This window comes from Bacillus sp. 7894-2 (assembly GCF_002272225.1).
GTDB lineage: Bacteria > Bacillota > Bacilli > Bacillales > Cytobacillaceae > Cytobacillus.
Genome location: NZ_NPDG01000038.1, coordinates 17,171 through 41,182, shown reverse-complemented (window position 1 = coordinate 41,182; position 24,012 = coordinate 17,171). Strand labels below are relative to the sequence as shown.

The window sequence follows — 24,012 nt, the reverse complement described above, 5'->3', positions numbered from 1 at the left end:
GAGCTAGACAAATATCGAATTTGCAATATGCTAAAAAACCGCTGCTTTTAATGGCAGCGGTTGTTTTAAATATAAAGTATCTTTACTGTTTTTTGCTTCTCATCTCTTCATTCAATGTTTTAATTTCAGCTATCAGTGTTTTCATTTCATCTTTCGCATCAGGATATGTATCATTCCAGTGCTTGGCTAAAGGCGGCATGGATTTCGCAATAAAAGAATAAAGTGCCCAAGCTTCAACCTTTTCTTTTAACTCCGGAGTGGCCTCGCCGATTAGGAGTTCGGTATATTTTTCAAGCAGGCCATCCAGCTGTTCCTTCAAACGATCATTCATCAGGAATCCTCCTTTTACTGGTGCAGGAAAGTGGACAAGTCCCGCATCGTTTACCGCTGCTGGTCAAGTAGGAGTAGCAGCATGTTTTTCTGGGCCGCACCATTTCCCCGGTGTTTTCACTCAATATTTTCCTGTTGTCAAATTTCTTTAAGGGATTGGTATTTTCATCCCCGAATAAATTGCCTGGAGCTTCCTCCAGGATAAACCGATAATCTTCAGCCGCTCTTTCCGAATGTGTTTCCAAGGGTAAAATCTTTTCGTAAAGCCAGAACAGATAAATCGCTATATTCTCCCAAAGAATAAGTTTAGAGACTTTTGCTTCGCCAGCTATTCTATTGATCACCTGAAAGATATGGCCATTAAAAAGAGTTCTCACTGCATCCTCTCTCCATTGATCCCTATCTGTCCCGGCGCCTTGACCCTGAAGGCTGTCAAAACGAAAAACCGGAAGCCACAGACCGTCTCTTTCCTGACTGACAAATGTTATATTTTCATGCCTGATATCCAATTTCACGTTCCAGGACGTCATGCAATACAAGTAAATGACAGGCAGAAAGGCATACCTTTTGATTAAAATAGAAGCTGCCGTTTTGTTATCAGGTGCTCCTAAATGGTTCTTCACTTCTTTCAGATACGCACTCGTTTGAGATGAATCCAGCAAATTTTCCACTTTAATGGTTAAAGGAGAGCTTTCTCCTGAATTCCGGGCAAGCCTGAATTGCCCGAGAGCTTCTGCCTGTTCTCCTGTTAATTTAATCATCCCTGAAGTCCTTGCCCCTTTAAAATACATCTCCCTTTCCCATAGGGGATGCAAAGCGGTGTGCCGAATAACGGGTCTATCGTCACTTCGCATTCCATGCCAAACACGTTTTTAACCAATCCGCAATTAATGACATGTTCCGGCTTGCCCTGAGCAAAAACCTTTTGATCCTTTATCGCAACAATATTATGAGCATAGCGGCAGGCCAAATTCAAATCATGAAGCACCATGACAATGGTACGCTGCTCCTTTTCATTCAGCTCGAATAATAAATCAAGGATTTCAATTTGATGTGTCATATCCAAATAGGTTGTTGGCTCATCCAGCAGAATGGTATCTGTATCCTGTGCCAGAGTCATGGCAATCCAGGCCCTCTGACGCTGCCCCCCTGACAGGGAATCGACTGTCCGGTCTTTCAATTCTTCCATTCGTGTTGCCTTCAAAGCATTTCTGACTTTTAACTCGTCTTCAGTAGACCATTGCTTCAGCCATGTTTGATAGGGGTATCTTCCCTGTTTGACAAGCTGAAGAACAGTGAGACCTTCCGGAGCTAAAGGAGATTGAGGCAGAATCGCCATCTTTCTGGCAACATCTTTCGTGGAAAGTTTAGCTATAGCCTCACCTTCCAATAATACAGCACCAGATTTCGGCTTTAGCAGCCTGGCAATAGACCTTAGTAATGTCGATTTCCCGCAGCCATTTCCACCAATAAATACAGTGATTTCCCCTTTAGGTATTTCCAGGTCCAGTTCATTAATAATAATGGTGTCTCCATATGACAAGGTTAAGTCTTTGGTAGCGATTGCTTGCCCTGCTGTCATCTCTGCCCTCTCCTTTTCCTAATATTTATATCTATAGGCTCTCCAGTTGCCTGTATCATACGAGTTTCAAGCTTTTCCAGTTTATGCGTTTCTTGTCTTGAAAAGCAGGTAAATAAAGTAAGGTGCGCCGATGCTGGCTGTAAACACCCCCGCCGGAATCTCAAGCGGCGAGAACAAAGTCCTGCCTATCAGATCGGCTGCCATGACCAGGATTCCGCCAATCAGAGCAGAAGCCGGAAGCAAAGCGCCAAAAGCAGAGCCTACCATCCTTCGTGCCATATGAGGAGCCATTAAGCCGACAAAGCCTATCCCTCCACCGAATGCGACAGCTCCGCCAATTAATGCCGTGCTGACCATCAGCAGCAGAAACCGGTATTTCTGTACAGTGCTGCCTACACCCATGGCAATATCATCGCCAAGTTCCTGGATATTGACATTACGCGAGAGAACAAACGCCAGTACCAGAAACACGAGCGTCCATGGGACTAAAATTGCGACATTATCCCAATTTGAGCCGTAAACTGTCCCGGTTATCCAGATATTCGCCTGGCTTGCCTGATAAATTGGCCCAAATACCATCATCAAAGTGGTCAGTGCCTTCATTAAGCTTGCAAGCCCAATCCCAATTAAAACAAGGCGTATTGGCGACACTCCATCCTTGTAGGCCAGAAAATAAACAAGGAAAGCCAAAATAGCAGCACCCGCAAAAGCTGCAAGAGGCATCCAATTAATACTTACTGTTAATGCATTGTTTTTGTCACTAAAGAAAGCAAGAAACCCTACAACTGCTACAGATGCTCCCCCTGTAATCCCGATAATATCAGGCGATGCAAGCGGATTTCTGATAATTCCCTGCAGGATGCCCCCCGCTGCAGCAAGCGCCATTCCCACCATTAAGGCAACGATGATTCTTGGCAGTCTGAATGATTGAATGATCAGCCTATCCATATCCGAACCACCGCCAAAGAATACCTGGACTACCTTTAGAGGGCTAATTTTCATTTCACCCGTGCCGGTGCTGATTACGAATACTCCAGCAGCAGCTGCTGCCAATAATAAAAATGTGATAAGTGCTTTCCGATTTACTAAAAAAGATATCTTATCGCCAAAAAGGCGCAGATTATAATATTTTTTCATTATTTATTGAACCCCCTTCTGGCAATATACACAAAGAAAGGAGTTCCAATAACGGCGGTCATGACGCCGACAGGTACTTCCTGCGGCATGATGATGTACCTGGATGCTATGTCTGCAATCAGAAGGAGCATCCCGCCTAGAAGACCTGCATAGGGAATAACCCAGCGATGATCAATGCCCACGACAGCCCGGGTCAAATGTGGAATGACAATGCCTAGAAAGCCAATGGGACCTGCGACAGCTACCGCTCCTCCTGAGAGAAGAACGGTAGCAATACCTGCACCCAATTTAAGCAATCCTGTTTTCAAGCCCAGCCCCTTCGCAACGTCCTCACCCATTGACAGGACATTCAACTTTCCAGCAATGATTAATGAAAAGATCCAGCCGGCCAGCAAATATGGGAATACAGCTGCAAGGGTCTCAAGCTTCCTTCCGGAAACAGACCCTGCCAGCCAAAACAGCACCTGCTCCAGGGCAGTCTCATTAATGACGAGAAAGCCTTGTGTCATCGAAGAAAACATGGCACTCATTGCCGCACCGGCAAGGGTTAATTTCATAGGCGTCAGCCCTTCCCTGCCGATAGAGCCGATAATATATACAAATATAAATGAAACAGCTGCTCCCAGAAATGATACCCATGTAAAGACCTGCAGATTACTGATGGAAAATAGCGTTACTGTTATGACAACTGCAAATCCGGCACCTGCGTTAATTCCGAAGATCTCAGGAGCAGCAAGAGGATTCTTTGTTAATGACTGGAGCAGGACACCCGCAATGGCTAAGCTTGCCCCTACAGAGGCTGCAATCAAAGCTCTCGGCAGACGGACAGATTGAATGATTATATGTTCATTCGTTCCATCAAAATTTGTAAATGCATCAATTGCCATCTTCCAGGTTGTGTCGGTATATCCGTATACAATACTGAAAGACATTAATACTAGTAATAGGAGAACAGCTGCCAATAGCCCAGCCCATCTCAGAGAATTTGTTTTTAATAGCATCGAAAGACCCTTCTTGCATCTATTTAATAAGGTTTAGTTACATTTTCAGTCTATTGTACAGAGGATTAGCTGTCAACGAGTTTGAAAATCATTTTCAATGAAAATGATTTTCAATTACCTATTGACAATGTAAAGCGTTCACATTAGTATAAAAATATCAAATGAAAATGATTATCATTAACAACGCAAAATGGAGGAGTACATAATGAAATTAAAGTCTTTACTAGCCATTCTTTCCGTTTTCACAATCTTGTTCCTGGCTGCCTGCGGGAATAGCAGCGAACAGGACGAGAAAGCCGATAAGGAAAAAGAAGGAACCAAAACAGAAGATACAGGCTATACAGTTGAGCATGCAATGGGCACAACTAAGCTTGACAAAGCACCTGAAAAAGTAGTCATTTTGACAAACGAAGGTACTGAGGCATTACTTTCCATGGGTGTTACTCCAGTTGGTGCTGTTCAGTCCTGGACTGGCGATCCATGGTATGACCATATCGCTGATGATATGAAAGATGTTCAGGTTGTTGGTACAGAAAGTGAAGTAAATGTAGAGGCAATCGCAGCGCTGCAGCCAGACCTTATTATAGGAAACAAAATGCGCCAGGAAAAAATCTATGATCAATTAAATGACATTGCTCCTACTGTCTTTGCTGAAACATTGCGCGGAGACTGGAAGGAAAATTTCGAGCTTTACGCAAAAGCAATTAATAAAGAAGAAGAAGGCAAAAAAGTCCTTGCTGATTATGACAGCCGCATCGAAGAAATTAAAACGAGCCTTGGAGATAAATTAAACCAGGAAGTTTCCATTGTCCGCTTCATGGCTGGGGATGTCCGCATCTACCATAAAGACTCCTTCTCAGGCGTCATTCTTGATCAAATTGGACTTGCGCGTCCGGAAAGCCAGAATGTTAATGACTTCGCTGAAAAGAATGCTACGAAAGAGCGCATTCCTGCCATGGATGGAGATGTATTATTCTACTTCACATATGAAACAGGCGATGGCGAAGCAAACAAACTTGCTAAAGAATGGATTGAAGATCCATTATTCAAAAACCTTAAAGTAGCTCAGGAAGGCAATGTTCATGAAGTCAGTGACACCATCTGGAATACTGCCGGAGGCGTTATTGCTGCTAACCTGCTATTGGATGACATTGAAAAATACCTTGTGAAGTAATGCAAAACTTGTGATTGCGCTCCCATAATACCCCCTCTTTTATGAGAGCTCAAATATATTTTAAATTCAGCGCCTGCCCAACGGACTAGAGTGGCCAGGCGCCGGATCTTAACAAAAAAGGAACCTGACCCAGGTTCCTTTTTTATTTGCCCTCACTATCTTCTAAAATTACTCGACATCTAAACCTTTTTTTTTATTGCCTTCCATTCATAAGTTTTCCAAAACCGGCAACAATAAGCGTAATGCCGAAAATGATGGTGATTTACCTATGAGGAAATGGTTGAAGAATAAACGGATTAAAGAGGATATAGAGCATAAGGAATGGGAGCAATCCTTCATTAAATCCAAAGACTTTAAAAAAATCTTTTATTATAACCAAAAAACGAATGTGCGTTTTGGACTTACTTTCATGGCTACGTTAATCGATGAAAATATTATCCAGGATGGCATTCTCCCTAATCTGCTCGAAGACGAGTTCCGGGAAATCGAGGACATTAAACAGCTTGTTCCTGTGGCTGATGTGCAGATATGCGACGACCCTTCTTTAATTGAACAAAAGCTGATGAATGGCTACGTCATGCTGACCATTGAGACAGAGCTCAAACATTTCGGCTTTATAGCTGCTCAAAAAGAAATAGTCAGAGGCTTAAGCCAGCCTGAGGTTGAGTTTTCTGTTATCGGTCCCAAGGAAGCCTTTGTAGAATCAATGGGCCAAAATTTGAATTTAATCCGGAAACGTCTGCCTGTAAAAGAACTGATCATTGAAGAATTCACACTGGGAAGCCTGTCAAAGACTTCAGTCGCAATGCTTTATATGGAAAATATCACAAATGAGGATAATATAAATACTGTCAGGCAGAGACTTAAAAACGTGAAATTTGATGCCATCACAGACAGTTCCTATATTGTCCAGCTGATTAGTGATAATTCCAATTCCCCTTTCCCGCAGCTTCTTGATACAGAGCGGCCTGACAGGGTCGCGGGGATCTTGGCAGAGGGGAAAATTGCTATTGTGGTTGACGGCTCACCACATGTATTAATAACGCCAACCACACTAGTTGAGTTTTTCAGCTCTTTTGAAGATTATTTTTTAAATTATATTTTATCTTCATTTTTCCGGCTTATCCGATTGTTCGCGGTTGCATTTTCTATTCTGATTACACCTATTTATGTAGCAACTCTTTCATATCATTATGAACTGATTCCAAAGGATTTGATGAGTACTTTAATCACATCAAGACGGGAAATTCCGCTTCCTCCTATTCTTGAAGCGCTGTTTTTGGAGCTTACGATTGAATTGCTGCGCGAGGCTGGAGCACGCCTTCCGACGAAGGTCGGCCAGACAATCGGTATCGTGGGAGGAATTGTAATAGGAACTGCATCAGTAGAAGCAGGCCTGACGAGTAACGTCCTGCTTATTATTGTAGCCCTTGCAGCTCTCGCTTCCTTTACAACACCTGTATACAGGATGGGCAATACGATTCGTTTGCTTCGCTTTCCTTTTCTGTTTTTCGCAGAGTTATGGGGCCTGCTCGGAATTGTATTTTGCTTCTGTGTACTGTTGACTCATTTAACCAGGCTGACTTCACTTGGAAGGCCATTCCTTGAACCGCTCTATCCCCCTCGGGTGGTGGATATGAAGGATGCCCTTATCCGGCTTCCATTTGAAGCACAATCCAAAAGGCCGATATTTTTAAGGACAAAAAACCCTATCCGTTTTAATAAGAAAAAAGCAAAGAAGAAAAAAGATATTGATGAATAATGAAGCAGGTATCTGCTCAGAGTGTTTTGAGATTATCATATGGAGGTGAACCAGATGAAGGAACAGCCTATACCAGAGAGATTACAAATATCCCCCTTTTTAGTATTTTACATGGTCATGTCCATACAAATCGGAATTGGCGTATTAGGTTATCAGAGGATTATTGCAATGGATGCAGGATACGATGCCTGGATGTCTATATTATTTGCCGGCGGATGCATTCACGTAATTATTTGGATGATCTATAAAATCTGTGATACTGCTGGCGGTGATATTGTAACTGCACATAAATACGTCGCAGGAAACTTTATTGGCAAAGCTCTCAGCGCCATTTTTATTGGATATTTTATCCTGTTTTCTTTAACAGTATTAAGGACATTTATAGAAGTCATTCAGGTTTGGATGTTTCCGGAAATCAACACCTTCTGGTTCTCCTTCGGCTTTTTGGCGCTTTGTGTATACATTATTTTTGGGGGATTTAGGACTGTCGTGGGTATCGCATTCTTCGGGCTTGTTTTGCCGGCCTACCTTCTCCTTACATTTGGCTGGGCGATTAAATTCTCCAACTTTTACAATCTGCTGCCCATTTGGGATCATTCCGTAAAAGAGATGCTTACGGCTTCTTATCATATGTCCCTTACTTTTATTGGGTTTGAAAGCATCATTTTTTTCTATCCCTTTATAAAAGAACCAAAGAAATCCCAGAAATGGGCTCATTTGGCCGTAATGACAACTACACTTATATATACGGTTTTAGCCATTATTACCTTTGCCTATTTTTCCGAAGAACAGCTGTCTAAACAAATTTGGGCCAGTTTAACAATGTGGAAAATAGTAGAAATGCCCTTTGTTGAACGATTCGAATATATTGGAATCGCCAACTGGAACTTAATCATTCTTCCTAATATATGCATATCCGTATGGATCGCCTCTCGCCTTATTAAAAGGGTCTTTAATATCCGGCAGAAAGTGGGCGTGTTTTTTGTTGTTCTAGCAGTGCTTTCCATAATAACTTTTTTGGATACAAGGGAAAAAATTAATTTGCTTAATGACTCTGTTGGGAAAATGGGATTTGTTTTTAACTTTATTTATATTCCTTTGCTTTTCTCTGCTGTCATGATCGCAAAGAAGCTAAAAAAGGGGAAAAAGAAATGAGAAAGCTGCTTATACTTTTCAGCCTTGTCCTGTTCCTTACCGGCTGTGTGGATAAAGAAATACTGGATGATATTAATATTGAAGTAGGAGTGGGCTACGACTTAGCAGAGGATCCAAAAGACAAGTACAGAGGGACAGTATTATTTCAGGAATTTCAGCCTGATAAAAGTGTGATTAACCGGACCTTTTCAGGAAATGGAAAGCTCAGGCAAGATCTTACAATAGATGTGACCCGGCAATCATCTGAGCCGGTAGTGACTGGAGGGTTAAAGGTGGCGGTCTTTGGACCTAAAATTTCGAGGCAAGGGATCTATGACCTGATAGATTCCTTTCAAAGAGACCCAAGTATAGGAGCACGGGTATTTGTTGTGACCTCGGAAGATAAAGCAGAAGATTTGATGAAGGGAGAGTATGGAACAAGAGGAAATTCAACTTACATATATAATTTGATACAGCATAATATTGAGCATCGGGATATTCCGAAAACCAACCTCCACATTGTTTCCCGTAATTATTATGAGAAAGGGAGCGATATGTTTCTTCCCCGCCTCAAAAAGATTGCGGATGATAAAGTGGAGATCATTGGAGTTAGCCTTTTCGACCAGGATAAGGAGGTAGAAATCCTGCCTTTAAAGGATTTGTTCTTTTTTAAGCTGCTGGTTGACAAATATAGTGAAGGAAATTTCGACGTTAAATTAGAAAAAGGAAATCTTGCTGCTGTAAAGAGTATTAAATCCAAACATAAAATTAAAATTACTGATAATCATGCTTCCATCAACATTAATATTGAAGGCATAATCCGTGAGTATACCGGCACTAAACTGACTTCTGCGGTGGTTAAGGACGCAGAAAAAAAACTGGAGAAAAAGGTTGAAAGGGAATGCCTCAAGCTGCTTAAGCAGTTTCAGGAGCTTGGAATTGATCCAGTTGGACTGGGCCAAATAAAAAAAACACAGCACCGGAATTTTGATTATAAAAAATGGGAGGATGAATATAAAACCCTTGTTTTTGATGTTAAATGCAATGTCAATGTCGAAGAAACCGGAATTATTGAGTAAGAGCGGGCTGTCATAAGCCCGCTCTTTCTATTTAATCACTAGTCGAGAACATATATTTTTTATAATGGTAGCGAATGGAGAAGATCAGCCCCATAGCCAGCATATTCCCCATCAGCGAGCTTCCCCCATAGCTGATGAAAGGAAGCGGAATGCCTGTGATGGGCAAAAGGCCTATAGTCATTCCGATATTCTGAAAGACATGGAATGTAACCATGCTGATAACACCTACACAAATATAGGTATAGAAATTGTTCTTCGTTTCCATGCCAATCTTGGTAATATGATAGATCAGCAGAAAGAAAAGACTGACCACAATACTTGCCCCTACAAAACCAAATTCTTCACCTACAATACTGAAAATAAAATCGGTATGGCTTTCAGGCAGGTAGACCTCCCTCGTTCCATATCCTTTCCCGCTTGTTTCACCGGACCCAATGGCAAGGAGAGAACGTGTCAGCTGAAACCCGGTTGAACTTTGGTAATTATAGGGGTCAATCCAGGAATAGATGCGCGCAAACTGATATTCCTTTACTCCAAGATATTTCTCAAGGATATCGGGATGCCATAAAACAAAATATAAAATGGTGCCTGCAAGAGCCGCTCCTGTTCCAAATATAGGGGCCAGCAGCTTCCAGCTGATTCCTGAAATGAAGATCATGCCAAGCATGATTGCCAGAAATACAAGGCTTGTCCCTAAATCAGGCTGCTGCATAACCAGCAGCAGGGGCACCATTGTTAATCCAACCAATTTAATCAGCAGCCATAAATCAGACTGCATGGTTTTGTACACATTTTTTTGATGATGCTCGTCTATCGTTTTCGCCAATACCAGAATAATGAACACTTTAACAAGCTCAGCTGGCTGAAGGGATCCCATCCCAGGAACCTTGTACCATGCTTTTGCCCCATTAATGACAGGAGCTATGCTTGCTGGCGCCACAACCAGGAATCCAAGCAGTACAATCCCCAGGCCATACACATACCAGGAAATCTTCTTAAGCTGATCGGAATCCAGCGTGATTACCGCAGCGATGATTCCTGAACCAACGGCATACCAAACAACCTGCTTCAAAAGGAAGTTTTCTGTATATTGTCCTGTAGTCTGTGCGCTGTAAATAGATATGGCACTTACCAGGAATAGCAGCATTAATATTAATACTAAGCCCCAATCCAGCTTAGGAGGTGTATATCGATTTGAGGTCATGATCATTCTCCTTTAAAAAACAAAACCATTTACCTTTTAAGGCATAACGGAGCACAGCGAAAGGAATAGCATATGTACCTCACATTATTCCTCGCTACAATATTTCATTATATTTTTTATAGAGATAAATCACAACTTCTAAAAGCGAATGGTTATTATTTCAAATTTTTACAATTACTGAGAATGGTTATTTACGGCCATATTCAGCGTACTCTAAGATACTCTTTATTCGGATGCAAAAGGTATTAAGACCCGGTTTTAAACTCACCGCTGAAATATCTCACTTTTATATCATCTCTCATCCACTCGAGATTATTAGGCACCTGAGGGATGCTGTATCCAATGAAAATTGGCGTTGTAATATAGCGCGGAACAATTTTCGCGTAAATCTCCCTGCCCAGCTTGTAGAAAAACAAGTTATAACTATTGCTTGGAAAAGGAAAGGCATTCAGAATATAATGGGCAGCAGTCTGGATGCATTTCGCAAAGTACGGAATATCATCCTGATCGGCAAGCTTCACATTAAATTCATAAAAGCCGATTCTCGGGGAAGTCGATAAAGTGAACACCGTGCCGCTTTCCTCATGAATGAGAAGTCCTTCAAAATCCTTTGCCTGTATTTTTTCCTTATAATCTATATTTTTCAATCCCACAATCTGCATATGCGGATGGGCGATACTTCCCCCGGATAATGGCCCATGGTTTTTGAAAAATAATACAGATTCATATTCCCCGCTTTCTTCCATAAGCAGCCAATGTTTTAAACCAAATGAAATTAACCTGACCAAATGCTCCTCAGGGTAAACCGAAAGCTCACCATCACATTGATCCGTTTCAATCAGCACCGTCTGATAGGAGTTTTCCAGAACAGGAAACTTATTTTTCAGCAAAATAATTGAATCCTCTACCGCGATGATATCTGTCAGTTCCTCCCTTGCACAAAAAGGGCAGCTGATATCTTTATTCCGAATGCTATTAGGCTTTTGGACCCCAATCCCCGTATTAAAATGCAAATGTGTATCTGACATATCTCTGACACCTGCTTTTCTGTAATCTCTCCTTCTATATTATCATGAAACTGGGGGTGGGGTATCTTTGCCAGTTTCATGAGTGCTCTAGTCAGAAGGCTCCTGGGGGGCGGGGAGGGGTTTGGACATTCATCGGATTCTTCCGGGGTTTTGAGTCTGAAGTTGCACCTTGTTCTGACTCAAACTGACTGCTTCCTGCAGTTTGTGTCTGAAGTTGCCCTGACTTCCGACTCAAACTGAGTGCTTCCGGCGGTTTGTGTCTGAAGTTGCCCCGGCTTCGGACTTTAATCGAACTTTTCAGGGGTTTTGTGTCCGAAGTTCCCGCCAAAATTTTATCTGGTAAACTAAAAGAATCAGCGGGGTAATTAATCCTCCCCGCTGAAAAGTATTTATTGCACCGTTAATTCAGTTTCTGTGTGCTCGTGAATGTCGTCGCCTTTTTCGACATGTGTCGTAATGGTGTATGTGCCTGCATTTATAAACTGATGGCCGGCAGTGTATTTGCCCGGTTCTGTTTCAGACATATTCACCCATTGAGGTGTATCACCATTCAGTGAGATTTCAAGTTTTACTTTAGCATCCGCCAGCGGTTCCCCTTCATTATCAACCAGGACAGATAATTGCGTTTGTTCGTTTGCTTGGATTTGCTCAGGGGCCTGCAGCTCAATGGATACCTCACCGCCATGGCCATGAGAGTGGCCTTCTTCATGGCCCTCATTTTCCTGATCATGCCCCGTTCCTGAGTCCTCCGCTTTTGCTTCACCAACTTGTATCGAAACCATTGGCATAGTATGCTGGCTTCTTGCTGTTACATGGGACTGAACATAGTAAAGGCCTTCCTCAACAAAAGCATGATCAGCAGTATATTTGCCCTCTGATCCGTGCTTTGCCTCTATCATTTCTCCGTTTTCTTTTTGTCCTTCCTGCCAGACTTCAAATTTCACCTCATCTGCATCTGTTACAGCCTCACCGCCTTGTTTAACAGTGACAGCAAGGGATGCCTCCCCGCCAGGGTTAATCGTTTCAGGCACCTCGATGACAGCTTCAATGATTTGCGGCACTTCCTCTTTTTTTGCTGGCTTTTCTTCTTCAGATTGGCTGCATCCGCCAAGAACCAGCAACCCCGCCATTAGGCTGAATAATATCTTTTTCAATTTAGTGTCCCTCTCTTTATCTATATTGTTCTTTGATAAGCTAACTATAAAAGCCATTTGTGATAAAACAATGAAATCTTTTCAAAAAATAAAAGGCCTTTTCAGGCCTTTTGAGATTTAGTAAAAAGGATTGCTTTTTATTATGTATTTTATACTAAATGGTTGCAAGGTCATTCAGGACCACTTTTTTGTCCTCTTCTTTTGCGATCTCTTCGGCAGCCTCGTAAGCAAACTTTTTATATTGCTGCACTTTTTCTTCATCGCCGGCTATTTTATAGGCGCGGGCCAAAGCTTCGTAGGCGAATGCCAAATCAAAGTCCCTAATTTTGTTAGAAAGACAAATTTCAAGATTTCTTTTAGCATGAAATAGAGCGGGTTCAGCCCTGTTTAAGACTGTATATACTCTGGATATCTGCCACTCTCCCCTTGAGAGATTAACAGGCTGCCCGACAATTCCCCAATGATAGCGCGATGTATGTACCATATGGATCATTTCGAGGTTTTCTTCTTCCGTTCTATCGGGATTTTCCATCAGGTCCCATACTTTGTTGAATAAGCTGATGGCCAATTTTTTATGTTCGTCTTTTTCCATTAATACTTGCTGTACCATTTCAGTCATCTCCTTTTTATAGACTCCTTTAATAAATTCGTCAAACAGCCTGATTTCCCTTTCGTCCCTTGTCTTCTAATTCAGCTTATCCGTCATATATTTAGAGAGTGGAGGGATTGATATGAATTCTAAATTAAGTGTCCATTCTCTATTCTTTTATATAAACAGCTGGCTTTTCAGTATTTGTGCAGTCGTGGCGCTTGCCGGGACCGTTACGCTTTATCCGGCTGCCTTTTCTTCGTCACATATGAATGTGCTGCTGAAGGATATTAAAGCCGACCAGCTCTTCATTCACTTTCTAAAAGCTGAAAATCATTATTTTTATAAGGAAACTCCTGCCGAAAGCTACTCCCTGTCCGGAACCCTCTTTAAGCTGGCAACCAACACACAGCCGCAGGATATTAGAACATTCCTTGGCCGGGAGCTTCCTGGTTTTTCGATCTTTGATACCGGTATTGCCGTGGCTGGTGAGGGCACCGATTTTACCAACCTGCCAGTGGAATCTGCACCTCCACTTGAAGTTCTTTTAAAAGAAAAAGAACTGGCTATGAATAACGGCCAAAGTGAGGATAATGCTGCTCCCCCGGTAATTCCAGACAAAAAAGGGGTTTTTATTTACCAATCCCATAGCTGGGAATCGTTTGCTCCGTTATTAAAAGATGTAAAGAATACAGATGAGGCTGTTAGCCCCAATGAACAGGTTAATGTTATTGCTGTCGGAAAAAAGCTTAGTGAAGAACTGGCGAGAAAAGGCATAGGTGCTGAGCATGATAAAACCAATATAGCCGCAGAGCTGAAAAAGAAGGGCTGGAACTGGGAAAATTCCTATGCGATGTCAAGAGAAACTGTCCAGACTGCCATGACAGAGAATAAAGATGTTAAATTCCTGATTGATATCCACAGAGATTCGCTGCCACGCGGGAAAACAACCGCATTAATTGATCAGAAGCCATACGCGAGACTATTTTTTGTCGTCGGGAAGGAGCACAAAAACTATGAGCAAAACTTAAAAGTGGCTACGGAGCTCCATCAGGCACTGGAAGCAAAATATAAGGGAATTAGCAGAGGCGTCATTGTGAAAGGAAAAAGTGAAGGCAATGGCATATATAACCAGGATCTTTCCGAACGGGCCCTGCTGCTGGAATTCGGTGGTGTGGAAAATAATCTGGAAGAACTGAATCATTCCATTAAAGCATTTGCAGATGTGTTCAGTGATTATTACTGGAAGGCAGAGCCGGTCAATGCGAAAAATTAGCGCTTGCCATTATTGTCTCCTGTTTACTTTTTTCAGCACCTGTTTTCTTTACTTTCTGTTTGGCATAAGCACGATTACGGTTGCCTGCCTGTTTTCAGGAATGACCCTCTCCATTATCAATTTAATAGAGGATGAAATGAAGGCATTTAGGGAGGAACATTATGGCCGATACAGGAAAAAATAATTGTTTTCTGCTTTAATAGTAGATAATCAAGCAGAAAATAGGAGTGATGAATGTGAAATTGGCAATTATAACAGGCGCATCAAAAGGGTTAGGTGCTTCCATAGCCAGGAGAATGGTGATGGAAGGAACTGGAATCATTTCTGTTTCAAGGACCGAAAACCCGGAATTAGCTAAGCTTGCTGCAGAGAAAAATGTATTCTATGCTCAATATTTCTGCAACCTGTCCTCATCGGATGAGCTTGAATCTGTTTTCAGCGAACTGACAGCCTTATTGCAGGAAAAACAGCCGGAGACCGTATATGTATTTAACAACGCAGGGGTCATTGATCCAATCGGTACAGCCGGGAATCTCAATCATGCGGCATTAATTCAAAATGCTCACGTTAATCTGATTGCTCCTATAATGATTTCAAACATCCTGCTGCGTGAAGTTTCATGTGATATGGTCATTGTCAATATTACTTCAGGCGCTGCGGAAAGACCTATACAGGGGTGGAGTGCCTACTGCAGCACAAAAGCCGGAATAAATATGTTCACGGAAACTGCTGCATTGGAATTGCAGACAGCAGGAAGCAGCCATAAGATTATAGCCTTTAGTCCAGGTGTCATGGACACAGATATGCAGGGAACCATTCGTTCTTCAGCAAAGGAATCCTTTCATGATCTGGAAAAATTCCAGGCATATAAGGAAAAGGGTATGCTAAGGGATACGGAAACTGTGGCAAACACATTGGCCCGTCTGCTGCATAAGGAGATTGAGAGCGGCAAAGTGTATTATGTAAATGACTTAATTTAAAAATGTCAAAAGCCGGCTGGAGGGCCGGCTTTCTTATTTATCTTCCAATATATTACTATCAACAATACCATGATGAATACGCAGTACTTCATGGTTATTTCCTCTTTGTATAACAAAAAAACCATTTGAGAAATCGGAGGATAATGTTTTAAAGAAAGTGCCATTTATTCCATTCTCATGACTTTCTCCAAGGATTAGATGATAATCGGAGCCTTTCTTGACGACCTGTGCCGGCATCCCTTTATCTGTGTCATCAGAAGGATCATGGACCTTTCTGGAAACTTCTGCGACATGAATATCCACCCCATCAAGCAGCTGAAATAATTCATTGATCAGCGAAGCTTTTACCAGCCGCTCCAGCTTGGTTTGAACAGCCTGTCCAAGAATAATCTGGGTAATTTTATACTCCTCGGCCACATCGGCAATCACCCTGGCAGTTTTTTTCTCCCCGGCATACTTGGCGAGCATCTTCATCCCGTATTTCTCTGCTAAACTTTCGAACAAGTATTTTGTCTGAAGCTCGTTAAAGTTAAACTCTTCCTGTTTCCGGTTTTCTACGGAAAGAATATAACCCTCTCCCTGAAAAGCTTCCTTCAGTTTTTTGCCTCTCTGGACCAGTCTTTCCGCATGATCGGGATTGCTTACACATATTAATATATTTTCCTTCATAATTAGCACCTCTCCCACCGGATTCTATTTTTAGTATAGCACGAATAATATGGAATAAACCTCTAGCGAAAGGGCTCTAAATCAAGGGTTATTTTTTAAAAAAATATGAATAAGAACTCCTTTGTCCGGGCATACTAATCCTACAAGTGTAAATCCCCCTTTTTTTCAGCTTCCTTTCAAGGAAGCATTTTTTTTGCCCTATTTATAAGAATAACCCTCCTTTTTAAAAGAGGGTGTGCATTGGCTCTTATCCATAAGACGGTTTTTTCAAAGAGCATTTAGAAGCTTCTTCCGCCAGTTCAGGAGCATAGTAGCTGAGTTTTTTTATTAAATAGCAGGCTTCAGGGAAATGATGTTCGAGAAATCTCAAAGTTGTTTTATTGAGAATTCTTTTGCTGGCATACTTTTGGACAATACCTTTAATGTATTCATTCATTTCAATCACAGCAGCCCCAACGTCCCTCGCCATTTCCTGCTGGCGCGGAAACCCCGGCTGTGTGAATCGGAGATATCCCCTCATATGTCGGTTCTGCACGAGGAATCCCTGAAAAACCCTCGTATAAATTTGGGCCTGTTCTTCAACAAAAACCTCAATCGGATCAATCGAATTCCGTAGAAGAAGGACATGCCCCAGCTGATCCTCGAGCCACAAATCCAGCAGGTCAAAAAGGGATTGCGGCGGAGGTGTTTGCCCTTTTGCATAGTAAGACAGAAGCCGCAAATATTCCTGGTTTTCATTTAATGTGCCGTTAAAATACGTTGGCGAAAGATTAATATTGATCATGTTATTGATTCTCAAATTCTGAAGTTTTCCTTCGAATTGAAAATAGCCATTGGCAATCGGCCATATCTCCATGGCCATCGATGCAGCTTCCTGTGAGTTTGCCTGTGCTGAAGGAGATAACTGCTTAAGCCTGGTCCTAAGGTTCCGGAAGGCTTGCCTGTATTCATCCGCTCTTTTTACATACTTATCTTCTGCTGAGGAAAGATGGTCCCTGACAAAAATCGCATGATCCTCAAGAATCTCCAGCCAAAAAGCATGCTCCTCCCACGGTGTCAAACCTATTTCATTCATCCAGATCCCCCCATAATAATCCTTTTAAATGTATATGCAATTTAAAAGGAAACATGAAGGCCGGTCCGGATAAAAAGAAAGTGATTTAGAGACAATAAGGAAGCATTTTAACGAAAGGAGAATCCCCATGACTAAAAAGTTCAATAAAGGCAGCCACAATCAAAATTCACCAAGAGGGAATCAATCCCCGATCAGCGGTGATAACAGCAAGGGCAACAAGAGGAACAAAGACCAAAAAGATAAGACAGATTTGGATTAAGAAAAGCGCAAGGCGCCCGCCTATCGGCTACAAGCATAAGACAAGCCGGCTGAAAGGTTGTTCTTTAACCTTTTGGACGGATTGGCTTAGACCCGAGAGCCGATGGCGCCTGGAGCTAGACAGTTATCGAAGTTCAAAGTTATACTTTTAATCCTTTAAGAGAAAGCCGGCTTCAGTTAGAAGCCGGCTTTTAAATATTAAATACTATCCATAACTGAGTTTTCTGGAACTTTGAACGGGTCGTTTTTATCAATTCGATCATAAAACATAATTCCGTTCAGATGGTCGATTTCATGCTGCATGATGATTGACGGAATCCCCTTAAACCGGAGTGTCACTTCCTCGCCATCAAGATTATATGCTTTTACCTTAATGCGCTCATAACGGGGCACATACCCTTTTACATCACGGTCTACAGACAGGCACCCTTCACCCTCCGGAAGAAAAATGACACCGACAGAGTGGCTGATAATTTTCGGGTTAATGATATAATGCTCCTGCGGCTCACCTTTTTCATTGGTAAAATAAGCTGTAAACATGCGCTTGTTCAGGCCAATTTGGTTGGCGGATAGCCCAATGCCCGGACGCAAGCCATATTTCTTTGCAGCAGCAGGGTCCTGGCTGTTCTTCAAATACTGCATCATCGCAATCAGCGTTCCGCGATCTTCTTCAGTCAAAGGCACTGTGACTTCTTTTGTTACTTCACGCAGGATCGGATCACCCTCACGTACAATATCCTTCATCGTAATGATTGTATCAGCATTAAATTTACTCATAAATAAACAATTCATCTACCTTTACTTTAAGTGTTTTAAAAAATATAAAAGCGAGTTATTTTCTGTGCAATTGTTTTCCTGTACACTGCACTCTTGAGCGGGCCTTTTCCAAGCCGAAACTGATTTTATGTTAGCATTCGAGGCAGTGACATGTCCAATTCTTTTACATTACTGATTGTGTATAAAATCCATTATATACACCACATACCTACAGTGGTTATAGATTAATTTTCATAGCTTCTCCTATTTTTTCCTTTTATAATAAGGTAAAAGATGTGAAAAGAGAATACTTTTCAGAACGGCAGGCGGAATCTGCACAAAAAACATAATCCTATATCCCATACGCCTCAAGTCCTAGCAGGAAATAAAGCTGCGGCTCAATGTGCAAAGACCTCGCCTTTTTGTAAGATATACATAAGAAATCGATAGAATGAAAGCAGGGGATCACTTTGAAAAGGATATTTGTCATATTTATTATTTTAATCAGTTCCTATTTACTCTTTACCGGCGTGAACAGCTGGCTCAGCTTTGGAGGCAACAGTACCGAAGCTACCCTCAGCAAGAGGATAAATACTATCAGCATAGATGTATCAAGCTCAGATACAGTCATTATTCCTGAAAAGAGAAATGATGTTAGTGCCGAGCTTGACGGTAAAGGCAAAGTGACAATAAATAAGTCTGGAAACGAAATTCGTGTTGAATATAAAAGAAAGTGGCTGGATGGCTTTCAGTTTTTCAATAACAAAAGCAATCTGAAAATCTACATTCCTGAAGATTTCAATAAATCCATGTCCATTGACATCGGTTCCGGCCATTTGAATTTTGCCGGTGAATCCGAGAGCAGGCCTTTCGAGCTTGAGAGCCTGGATGTTAATATGAGCTCAGGAAAAGTCAGCCTGGCCAACATTAAGACGGATGAGTTTGAGCATGAAGGCTCGTCGGGAATGATGGATGCAGATCACTTATTTGCCCGTTCAGGCGAAATAGATATGAGTTCAGGCAAAGTGAAGATCCGCAACTACCAGGGCAAGCTTGACGCCGGGGTCTCATCTGGACAGCTCGATATAATGGTTGGCAAATTGATTGATTCTATTAAAGTGGAAGCCAGTTCAGGCTTTGTCCGCCTTGATTTGCCTGATGATGCAGACTTCACCTTAAAAGGCAAAGCAAGCAGCGGCCATATCAGCAGCAATTTCGAATTGGATGATGAAGAGAGGGATAAAAATGATATTTCTGGCAAACATGGATCAGGAGAACATGACATCCGCATCTCTGTATCCAGCGGGAAAGCCGAAATTAACTAAGTCCGGGAAACCGGGCTTTTTTTAATGCAAATAAGGATCAAGGAGAAGTTCATTGCCGGATAGGAACAAATAGGGAGACAGGCAATCACTTATGTGGATAAATTTAAAGAAGAGTATGTATGGGGATAACTTTTTATCTCGATCATGATTGCCTATGTGGATAACTCTATTGTCTCCTTGGATTATCCACGCTGTGTGGATGAAACGGGCAAAAAACCCTTCTAATTGTGGATACTTCTGAAAAATTCAAAAAATCAATGAATTAGTTATTCACATAATGGAAAACTCTAAATGAAAATACCTCCCATCTGTGAATGACTTTTACATTTAACAAGCGGTTTATTAGGAAATTTACCTCCTTTCGGGTAGTATATGAATGATTTTTTTAGAGGAGGAAAAACGATGCATACATTAAAAGGAAAAACAGCTCTCATCACGGGAGCAGGCAGAGGAATCGGCCGTGCAGCAGCTATCGCGCTTGCAAAAGAAGGCGTCCATATTGGTTTGCTTGGCCGCACGATTGAAAATCTGGAAAAAATGGCGGATGAACTTAGCCAGTACGATGTGAATGTATCTGCTGCAGCAGCCGATGTTGCTGACCTTGAAGCCGTTACTCATGCAGTCGAGCATATTAAATCGGACCTTGGCTCTGTGGATATCCTGATTAACAATGCCGGAATTGCTAAGTTCGGAGGATTCCTGGAGTTATCGCCTGACGAGTGGGAAAGCATCATCCAGGTCAACTTGATGGGTGTTTATAATGTTACAAGAGCCGTTCTTCCTGAAATGATCGAACAGAAGTCCGGAGACATTATCAACATTGCATCCACAGCCGGACAAAAAGGAGCGCCTGTCACCAGTGCATACAGCGCATCCAAATTTGCCGTTTTAGGCTTAACAGAGTCCCTGATGCTTGAGGTCAGAAAACACAATATCCGGGTTAGCGCGTTAACTCCAAGCACGGTTGCCACTGACCTTGCGATTGAGACAAACCTGACAGACGGCAACCCTGAAAAAGTCATGCAGCCGGAAGATCTGGCAGAATTCATGGTAGCACAGCTGAAATTGAACCCTCGGGTGTTTGTGAAAACAGCCGGCATGTGGTCGACAAATCCGTAAGCTCCGTAAGCAAGGGGAAGCAGACCTTCGTAAGGTCTGCTTTTTATGCAATTGGTTCTATGATTGATTTCTTCTCAGCACTCCCTGCCGAGTATTCCGAAACAAAATAACGTTCCAGACTGCACAAAGCGTTGCCACAGCAGGGGCAACGCTTTCATAAAAACTATTTATTACTCGGGAATGCAAATGACAAACCACTGTTTTCGCTTGGGGCCAGCCAGCGCTCTGAAACCATCTTTGATTTTGTATAGAAATTTGCCTGATCTGGACCAAACATTTGACCATCACCAAATCTTGAACCTTTAAAACCTGCAAAGTTATGATAGCCAACGGGAATCGGAATAGGTACATTTACACCAACCATTCCTACATCAATTTCAGTTGTGAACTTCCTTGCTGCCAGACCAGCATTGGTGAAAATTGTAACACCATTCCCTAATTCATGCTGATTGATTAAGTCAATCGCTTCTTCTAAATTATCTACGCGTACAATATTTCGAACTGGACCAAAGACTTCTTCCTCATAAATTTCCATACCCGGCTTAACATTATCAAGCAAGGTTGGTGCCAGAAAGAAGCCATTGCTATTTTTTGTAATGTCTTTGTAACGTCCATCGCAAACGATTTTCGCACCTTCTTCTTCACTGCGATCTATGGCTTTTAAAATATTTTCTTTCGCTTGTCGGGAAATAACAGGGCCATAATCGGCATTGTCTGTATAAGCCCCCACTTTTAAGTTTTCAATCTTTTCTTTTAATATTTCTACTAAACGATCAGCGGTTTCTTGTCCTACCGGCATTAATGTAGAGATTGCCATACAACGTTGGGAAGCAGCTCCATACCCTGCACTGATGAAAGCATTTGCTACTTGTTCCAGATCAGCATCCGGCATGACTACCATATTGTTTTTTCCTCCGCCTAAAGCAACAACACGTTTGCCATATTTAGCGCTTGTTTCATAAATATAATGTGCTACCGGTGTTGAGCCAACAAAAGAAACTGCCTGTACTGCCGGATTCTCGAGCAGTTCATTGACTGCCTCTTTATCTCCATTGATTACTGTCCAAATACCATCTGGGAGTCCTGCTTCTTTCCATAACTCACTCATGAATAAAGCTGTCATTGGAACCCGCTCAGACGCTTTTAAAATAACTGCATTTCCAACCGCTACCGCCATACTTGTCTGAGCGAGCGGCACCATGATTGGAAAATTAAATGGAGAGATTGCTGTTACTACACCTAGCGGATATTTAGCAGAATAAGCATTAATTTGCCCGCCAACATTTACTGAATATTCGCCTTTCATCAAATGAGGAGCATTAATAGCTAAATCTACAGATTCGATTCCACGGGTAATTTCACCTAATGCATCTTCTTCGGTTTTCCCGCTTTCCGTGCAGATTAATTCAATTAATTTTTCTTTATTTTCCGTCAGCAAGTGCCTGAATTTCATTACAATTTCTGCACGCTTTGCTACTGAGAGATCACGCCATGCAGGGAACGCAGCTTCTGCTTTTTCAATTGCCTCCTTCACTTCCCCTGCGGAAGCTAATGGCACTTTCGCAATGACCTCTCCTGTTGCAGGATTGAAAACTTCGGAGAAACGGCCGCTTTTACCAGTGATCATTTTTCCCTCAATAAAATGTGTAAGTTCTTTTACATCCGTAATGTTTGCCATCTACGTTTTCTCCTTTCGATATTAACAGGTCTTTACGCTCTCCCTGCTTTAATTCACCGGAAATTCTGCTCGTTGGAATATTTACTTACTTATAAAGTTTCAATTGCCTGCACTATGCCTGCAATAATAAAATCTTTCTCCTCAAGGGTAATGTTTAGCGGCGGGGAAAGTGTTAATACATTGTTGTATCCTGCCACTGTCACACCATTTTTCCCAATAATCAGACGCTTCTCCCTGCACTTTGCAATCACTTGATTCACTTTCTCTGCAGGTAAAGGACTTTTTGTAATGCGGTCTTCTACCAGCTCGATTCCTATAAGCAATCCTTTTCCTCGAATATCCCCAACATAAGGACAATGTGATATTTTGTCTTTTAATTCAGAAACAAGAATATCACCCATTGATGAAGATTGTTCAAATAAATTCTCACGTTCCATTATTTCAAGATTTTTTAATGCAACTGCACATGCAGCGGGAGAGCCCCCAAATGTATTAACATGGCGGAAAAAATCATAGTTTCCGTTTCTAGTAAACTCTTCATAAACTTCTCTCTTAACCGCTGTTGCAGAAAGCGGCATATAAGCACTCGTAAGCCCCTTTGCCATCGTAACAATGTCAGGCTGCACTCCATAATGCTGATGGCCAAAGGCTTTGCCAGTACGTCCAAAACCGCAGATTACTTCATCTACTATTAATAAAGCGCCATGCTTCTCGCAAACTTCTTTTACACCTTTTAAATAGTTATCAGGAGGCATGATTACTCCCCCTCCTGTAATAATCGGTTCCAAAATCATCGCCGCTATTGTATCTGAGTGTTCCCATGTCATAATTTCGTCTACCGCTTGAACAGAAGGTAAATCAGCTGCACTCTTATATCCATCCTCATTGTAACGATACTGATCCGGAGCTTTAGCATGAATAAATCCTGGAGCTAATGGTTCATACTTGTATTTCCGCTCAGCTTGCCCTGTTGCTGCGAGTGCACCCATAGAGTTTCCATGATATGCGCGATAACGCGAAACAATTTTATACCGGGTTCCTTGCCCTTTCTGCTGATAATACTGGCGGGCGATTTTAAATGCTGTTTCATTTGCCTCAGAACCGCTGTTGGAGAAAAACACAACATAATCTCCGCCTAATAGATTACTTATTTTCTCGGCAAGTAAAATCGCTGAAGGATGACTAACAGTTAAGGGAGTATAATTATTCTCAAGGAGCTGGTCATATGCAGCTTTTGCAATTTCTTCCCTTCCATAACCAACGTTTACACACCATAAACCTGACATGGCATCCAGATAACGATTCCCCTCAATATCCGTCAGCCAGGCTCCTTGCGCTTTTTGAATAATGGCTGTTGCTTGCGGGTTATATGGCTTCATTGAATGCCAAAGGTATTTTTCATCCTTCGCTGCTAAATTATCTGCAATATGAACATTGCCCATTTGAGTCACTCCTTTAGAAATTTGATTCATCTGTCTTTATTCTGAAGTTAAATTTCGTGTTTATCATCAGACATAATGTAAAATGTTTGCTAAATATCATTTCACATATTGACTCTGTATGATGTCTATTAAACTCGCTTTTCATAAGATCCGCGAACGGAAAATACGGTCAGGGAGACTTCTTTTAGCAAGACTTTGTACAGTATTTGAATGCGAAATGCCACGGACTGACTTTTTTGCTTTCAGCCCAGTTGCTTAAA

23 protein-coding genes are annotated in these 24,012 nt (G+C 41.8%); 9 read left to right on the top strand and 14 right to left on the bottom strand.

Annotated elements, in window-relative coordinates; translation table 11 throughout:
* Positions 1–82 precede the first annotated feature (82 nt).
* The 5 genes from CHI10_RS06815 to CHI10_RS06795 all read right to left on the bottom strand — a co-directional run bounded on the left by CHI10_RS06815 (position 83) and on the right by CHI10_RS06795 (position 4,050).
* On the bottom strand, positions 83–331 hold the full coding sequence (locus CHI10_RS06815; RefSeq protein ID WP_095243552.1) for a YusU family protein: 249 nt from the start codon (positions 329–331) through the stop codon (positions 83–85).
* On the bottom strand, positions 324–1,091 hold the full coding sequence (locus CHI10_RS06810; RefSeq protein ID WP_286137215.1) for an IucA/IucC family C-terminal-domain containing protein: 768 nt from the start codon (positions 1,089–1,091) through the stop codon (positions 324–326). The genes CHI10_RS06815 and CHI10_RS06810 overlap by 8 nt, the downstream gene beginning before the upstream one ends.
* Entirely contained in the window at positions 1,088–1,912 is an 825-nt protein-coding gene (locus CHI10_RS06805) for an ABC transporter ATP-binding protein (RefSeq protein WP_095243550.1), read from the bottom strand. Before CHI10_RS06805 ends, CHI10_RS06810 begins: the two co-directional genes overlap by 4 nt.
* Positions 1,913–1,993: 81 nt before the next feature.
* Entirely contained in the window at positions 1,994–3,049 is a 1,056-nt protein-coding gene (locus CHI10_RS06800; RefSeq protein WP_095243549.1) for a FecCD family ABC transporter permease, read from the bottom strand.
* The gene (locus CHI10_RS06795; protein ID WP_095243548.1) at positions 3,049–4,050 is read right to left on the bottom strand and encodes a FecCD family ABC transporter permease; all 1,002 of its coding nucleotides are present in this window, start codon (positions 4,048–4,050) and stop codon (positions 3,049–3,051) included. Before CHI10_RS06795 ends, CHI10_RS06800 begins: the two co-directional genes overlap by 1 nt.
* 205 nt (positions 4,051–4,255) lie before the next feature.
* Between CHI10_RS06795 and CHI10_RS06790 the strand changes: the two genes are divergently transcribed.
* The 4 genes from CHI10_RS06790 to CHI10_RS06775 all read left to right on the top strand — a co-directional run bounded on the left by CHI10_RS06790 (position 4,256) and on the right by CHI10_RS06775 (position 9,199).
* Positions 4,256–5,224, top strand: a complete 969-nt coding sequence (locus tag CHI10_RS06790) for an ABC transporter substrate-binding protein (RefSeq protein ID WP_095243547.1) — start codon at positions 4,256–4,258, stop codon at positions 5,222–5,224.
* 268 nt (positions 5,225–5,492) lie between these two features.
* Complete coding sequence (locus tag CHI10_RS06785; protein ID WP_095243546.1) at positions 5,493–6,986, top strand: spore germination protein; 1,494 nt, start codon at positions 5,493–5,495, stop codon at positions 6,984–6,986.
* A 54-nt stretch (positions 6,987–7,040) separates the two neighbouring features.
* Positions 7,041–8,141, top strand: coding sequence for a GerAB/ArcD/ProY family transporter (locus tag CHI10_RS06780; RefSeq protein ID WP_095243545.1), 1,101 nt, complete (start codon positions 7,041–7,043; stop codon positions 8,139–8,141).
* Positions 8,138–9,199, top strand: coding sequence for a Ger(x)C family spore germination protein (locus CHI10_RS06775; RefSeq protein WP_095243544.1), 1,062 nt, complete (start codon positions 8,138–8,140; stop codon positions 9,197–9,199). Before CHI10_RS06780 ends, CHI10_RS06775 begins: the two co-directional genes overlap by 4 nt.
* A gap of 31 nt (positions 9,200–9,230) precedes the next feature.
* On the opposite strand, the gene rodA is transcribed toward CHI10_RS06775, so the two are convergent.
* From rodA to CHI10_RS06755, 4 genes are all read right to left on the bottom strand, one after another.
* Positions 9,231–10,403, bottom strand: coding sequence for a rod shape-determining protein RodA (rodA, locus tag CHI10_RS06770; protein WP_095243543.1), 1,173 nt, complete (start codon positions 10,401–10,403; stop codon positions 9,231–9,233).
* A 245-nt stretch (positions 10,404–10,648) separates the two neighbouring features.
* Positions 10,649–11,431, bottom strand: coding sequence for a DUF4931 domain-containing protein (locus CHI10_RS06765; protein ID WP_095243542.1), 783 nt, complete (start codon positions 11,429–11,431; stop codon positions 10,649–10,651).
* Between the two features lie 389 nt (positions 11,432–11,820).
* Positions 11,821–12,585, bottom strand: coding sequence for a FixH family protein (locus CHI10_RS06760; protein WP_286137212.1), 765 nt, complete (start codon positions 12,583–12,585; stop codon positions 11,821–11,823).
* Between the two features lie 154 nt (positions 12,586–12,739).
* Positions 12,740–13,195: a hypothetical protein gene (locus tag CHI10_RS06755; protein ID WP_095243541.1), complete on the bottom strand. Its 456-nt coding sequence runs from the start codon at positions 13,193–13,195 to the stop codon at positions 12,740–12,742.
* 121 nt (positions 13,196–13,316) lie between these two features.
* Between CHI10_RS06755 and spoIIP the strand changes: the two genes are divergently transcribed.
* Positions 13,317–14,450 carry a stage II sporulation protein P gene (spoIIP, locus tag CHI10_RS06750; protein WP_095243540.1) on the top strand — a complete coding sequence of 378 codons (1,134 nt, stop codon included), beginning with the start codon at positions 13,317–13,319 and terminating at the stop codon, positions 14,448–14,450.
* 230 nt (positions 14,451–14,680) lie between these two features.
* Positions 14,681–15,430 carry a (S)-benzoin forming benzil reductase gene (locus CHI10_RS06745; RefSeq protein ID WP_286137216.1) on the top strand — a complete coding sequence of 250 codons (750 nt, stop codon included), beginning with the start codon at positions 14,681–14,683 and terminating at the stop codon, positions 15,428–15,430.
* 33 nt (positions 15,431–15,463) lie between these two features.
* On the opposite strand, the gene CHI10_RS06740 is transcribed toward CHI10_RS06745, so the two are convergent.
* Complete coding sequence (locus CHI10_RS06740) at positions 15,464–16,099, bottom strand: adenine nucleotide alpha hydrolase family protein (protein ID WP_095243538.1); 636 nt, start codon at positions 16,097–16,099, stop codon at positions 15,464–15,466.
* Positions 16,100–16,346: 247 nt separating this feature from the next.
* A complete protein-coding gene (locus CHI10_RS06735) occupies positions 16,347–17,174 on the bottom strand; it encodes a DUF2935 domain-containing protein (protein ID WP_095243537.1) in 828 nt (275 codons plus the stop codon).
* A 127-nt stretch (positions 17,175–17,301) separates the two neighbouring features.
* On the opposite strand from CHI10_RS06735, the gene CHI10_RS22625 reads away from it, so the two are divergent.
* Positions 17,302–17,433 carry a hypothetical protein gene (locus CHI10_RS22625; RefSeq protein WP_286137211.1) on the top strand — a complete coding sequence of 44 codons (132 nt, stop codon included), beginning with the start codon at positions 17,302–17,304 and terminating at the stop codon, positions 17,431–17,433.
* A gap of 197 nt (positions 17,434–17,630) precedes the next feature.
* Here CHI10_RS22625 and def read toward each other — a convergent pair whose 3' ends face one another.
* Positions 17,631–18,209: a peptide deformylase gene (gene def / locus CHI10_RS06730; protein WP_095243536.1), complete on the bottom strand. Its 579-nt coding sequence runs from the start codon at positions 18,207–18,209 to the stop codon at positions 17,631–17,633.
* A 449-nt stretch (positions 18,210–18,658) separates the two neighbouring features.
* On the opposite strand from def, the gene liaG reads away from it, so the two are divergent.
* Both liaG and CHI10_RS06720 read left to right on the top strand, forming a co-directional pair.
* Positions 18,659–19,513: a LiaG family protein gene (gene liaG / locus CHI10_RS06725; RefSeq protein WP_095243535.1), complete on the top strand. Its 855-nt coding sequence runs from the start codon at positions 18,659–18,661 to the stop codon at positions 19,511–19,513.
* A 402-nt stretch (positions 19,514–19,915) separates the two neighbouring features.
* Positions 19,916–20,632 carry a 3-ketoacyl-ACP reductase gene (locus CHI10_RS06720; RefSeq protein WP_095243534.1) on the top strand — a complete coding sequence of 239 codons (717 nt, stop codon included), beginning with the start codon at positions 19,916–19,918 and terminating at the stop codon, positions 20,630–20,632.
* A gap of 163 nt (positions 20,633–20,795) precedes the next feature.
* Here CHI10_RS06720 and CHI10_RS06715 read toward each other — a convergent pair whose 3' ends face one another.
* Both CHI10_RS06715 and CHI10_RS06710 read right to left on the bottom strand, forming a co-directional pair.
* Positions 20,796–22,310 (bottom strand): CoA-acylating methylmalonate-semialdehyde dehydrogenase, encoded by a 1,515-nt coding sequence (locus CHI10_RS06715; RefSeq protein ID WP_095243533.1) that lies wholly within the window; start codon positions 22,308–22,310, stop codon positions 20,796–20,798.
* Positions 22,311–22,399: 89 nt separating this feature from the next.
* Positions 22,400–23,752, bottom strand: coding sequence for an aspartate aminotransferase family protein (locus CHI10_RS06710; protein ID WP_095243532.1), 1,353 nt, complete (start codon positions 23,750–23,752; stop codon positions 22,400–22,402).
* Between the last annotated feature and the right edge of the window lie 260 nt (positions 23,753–24,012).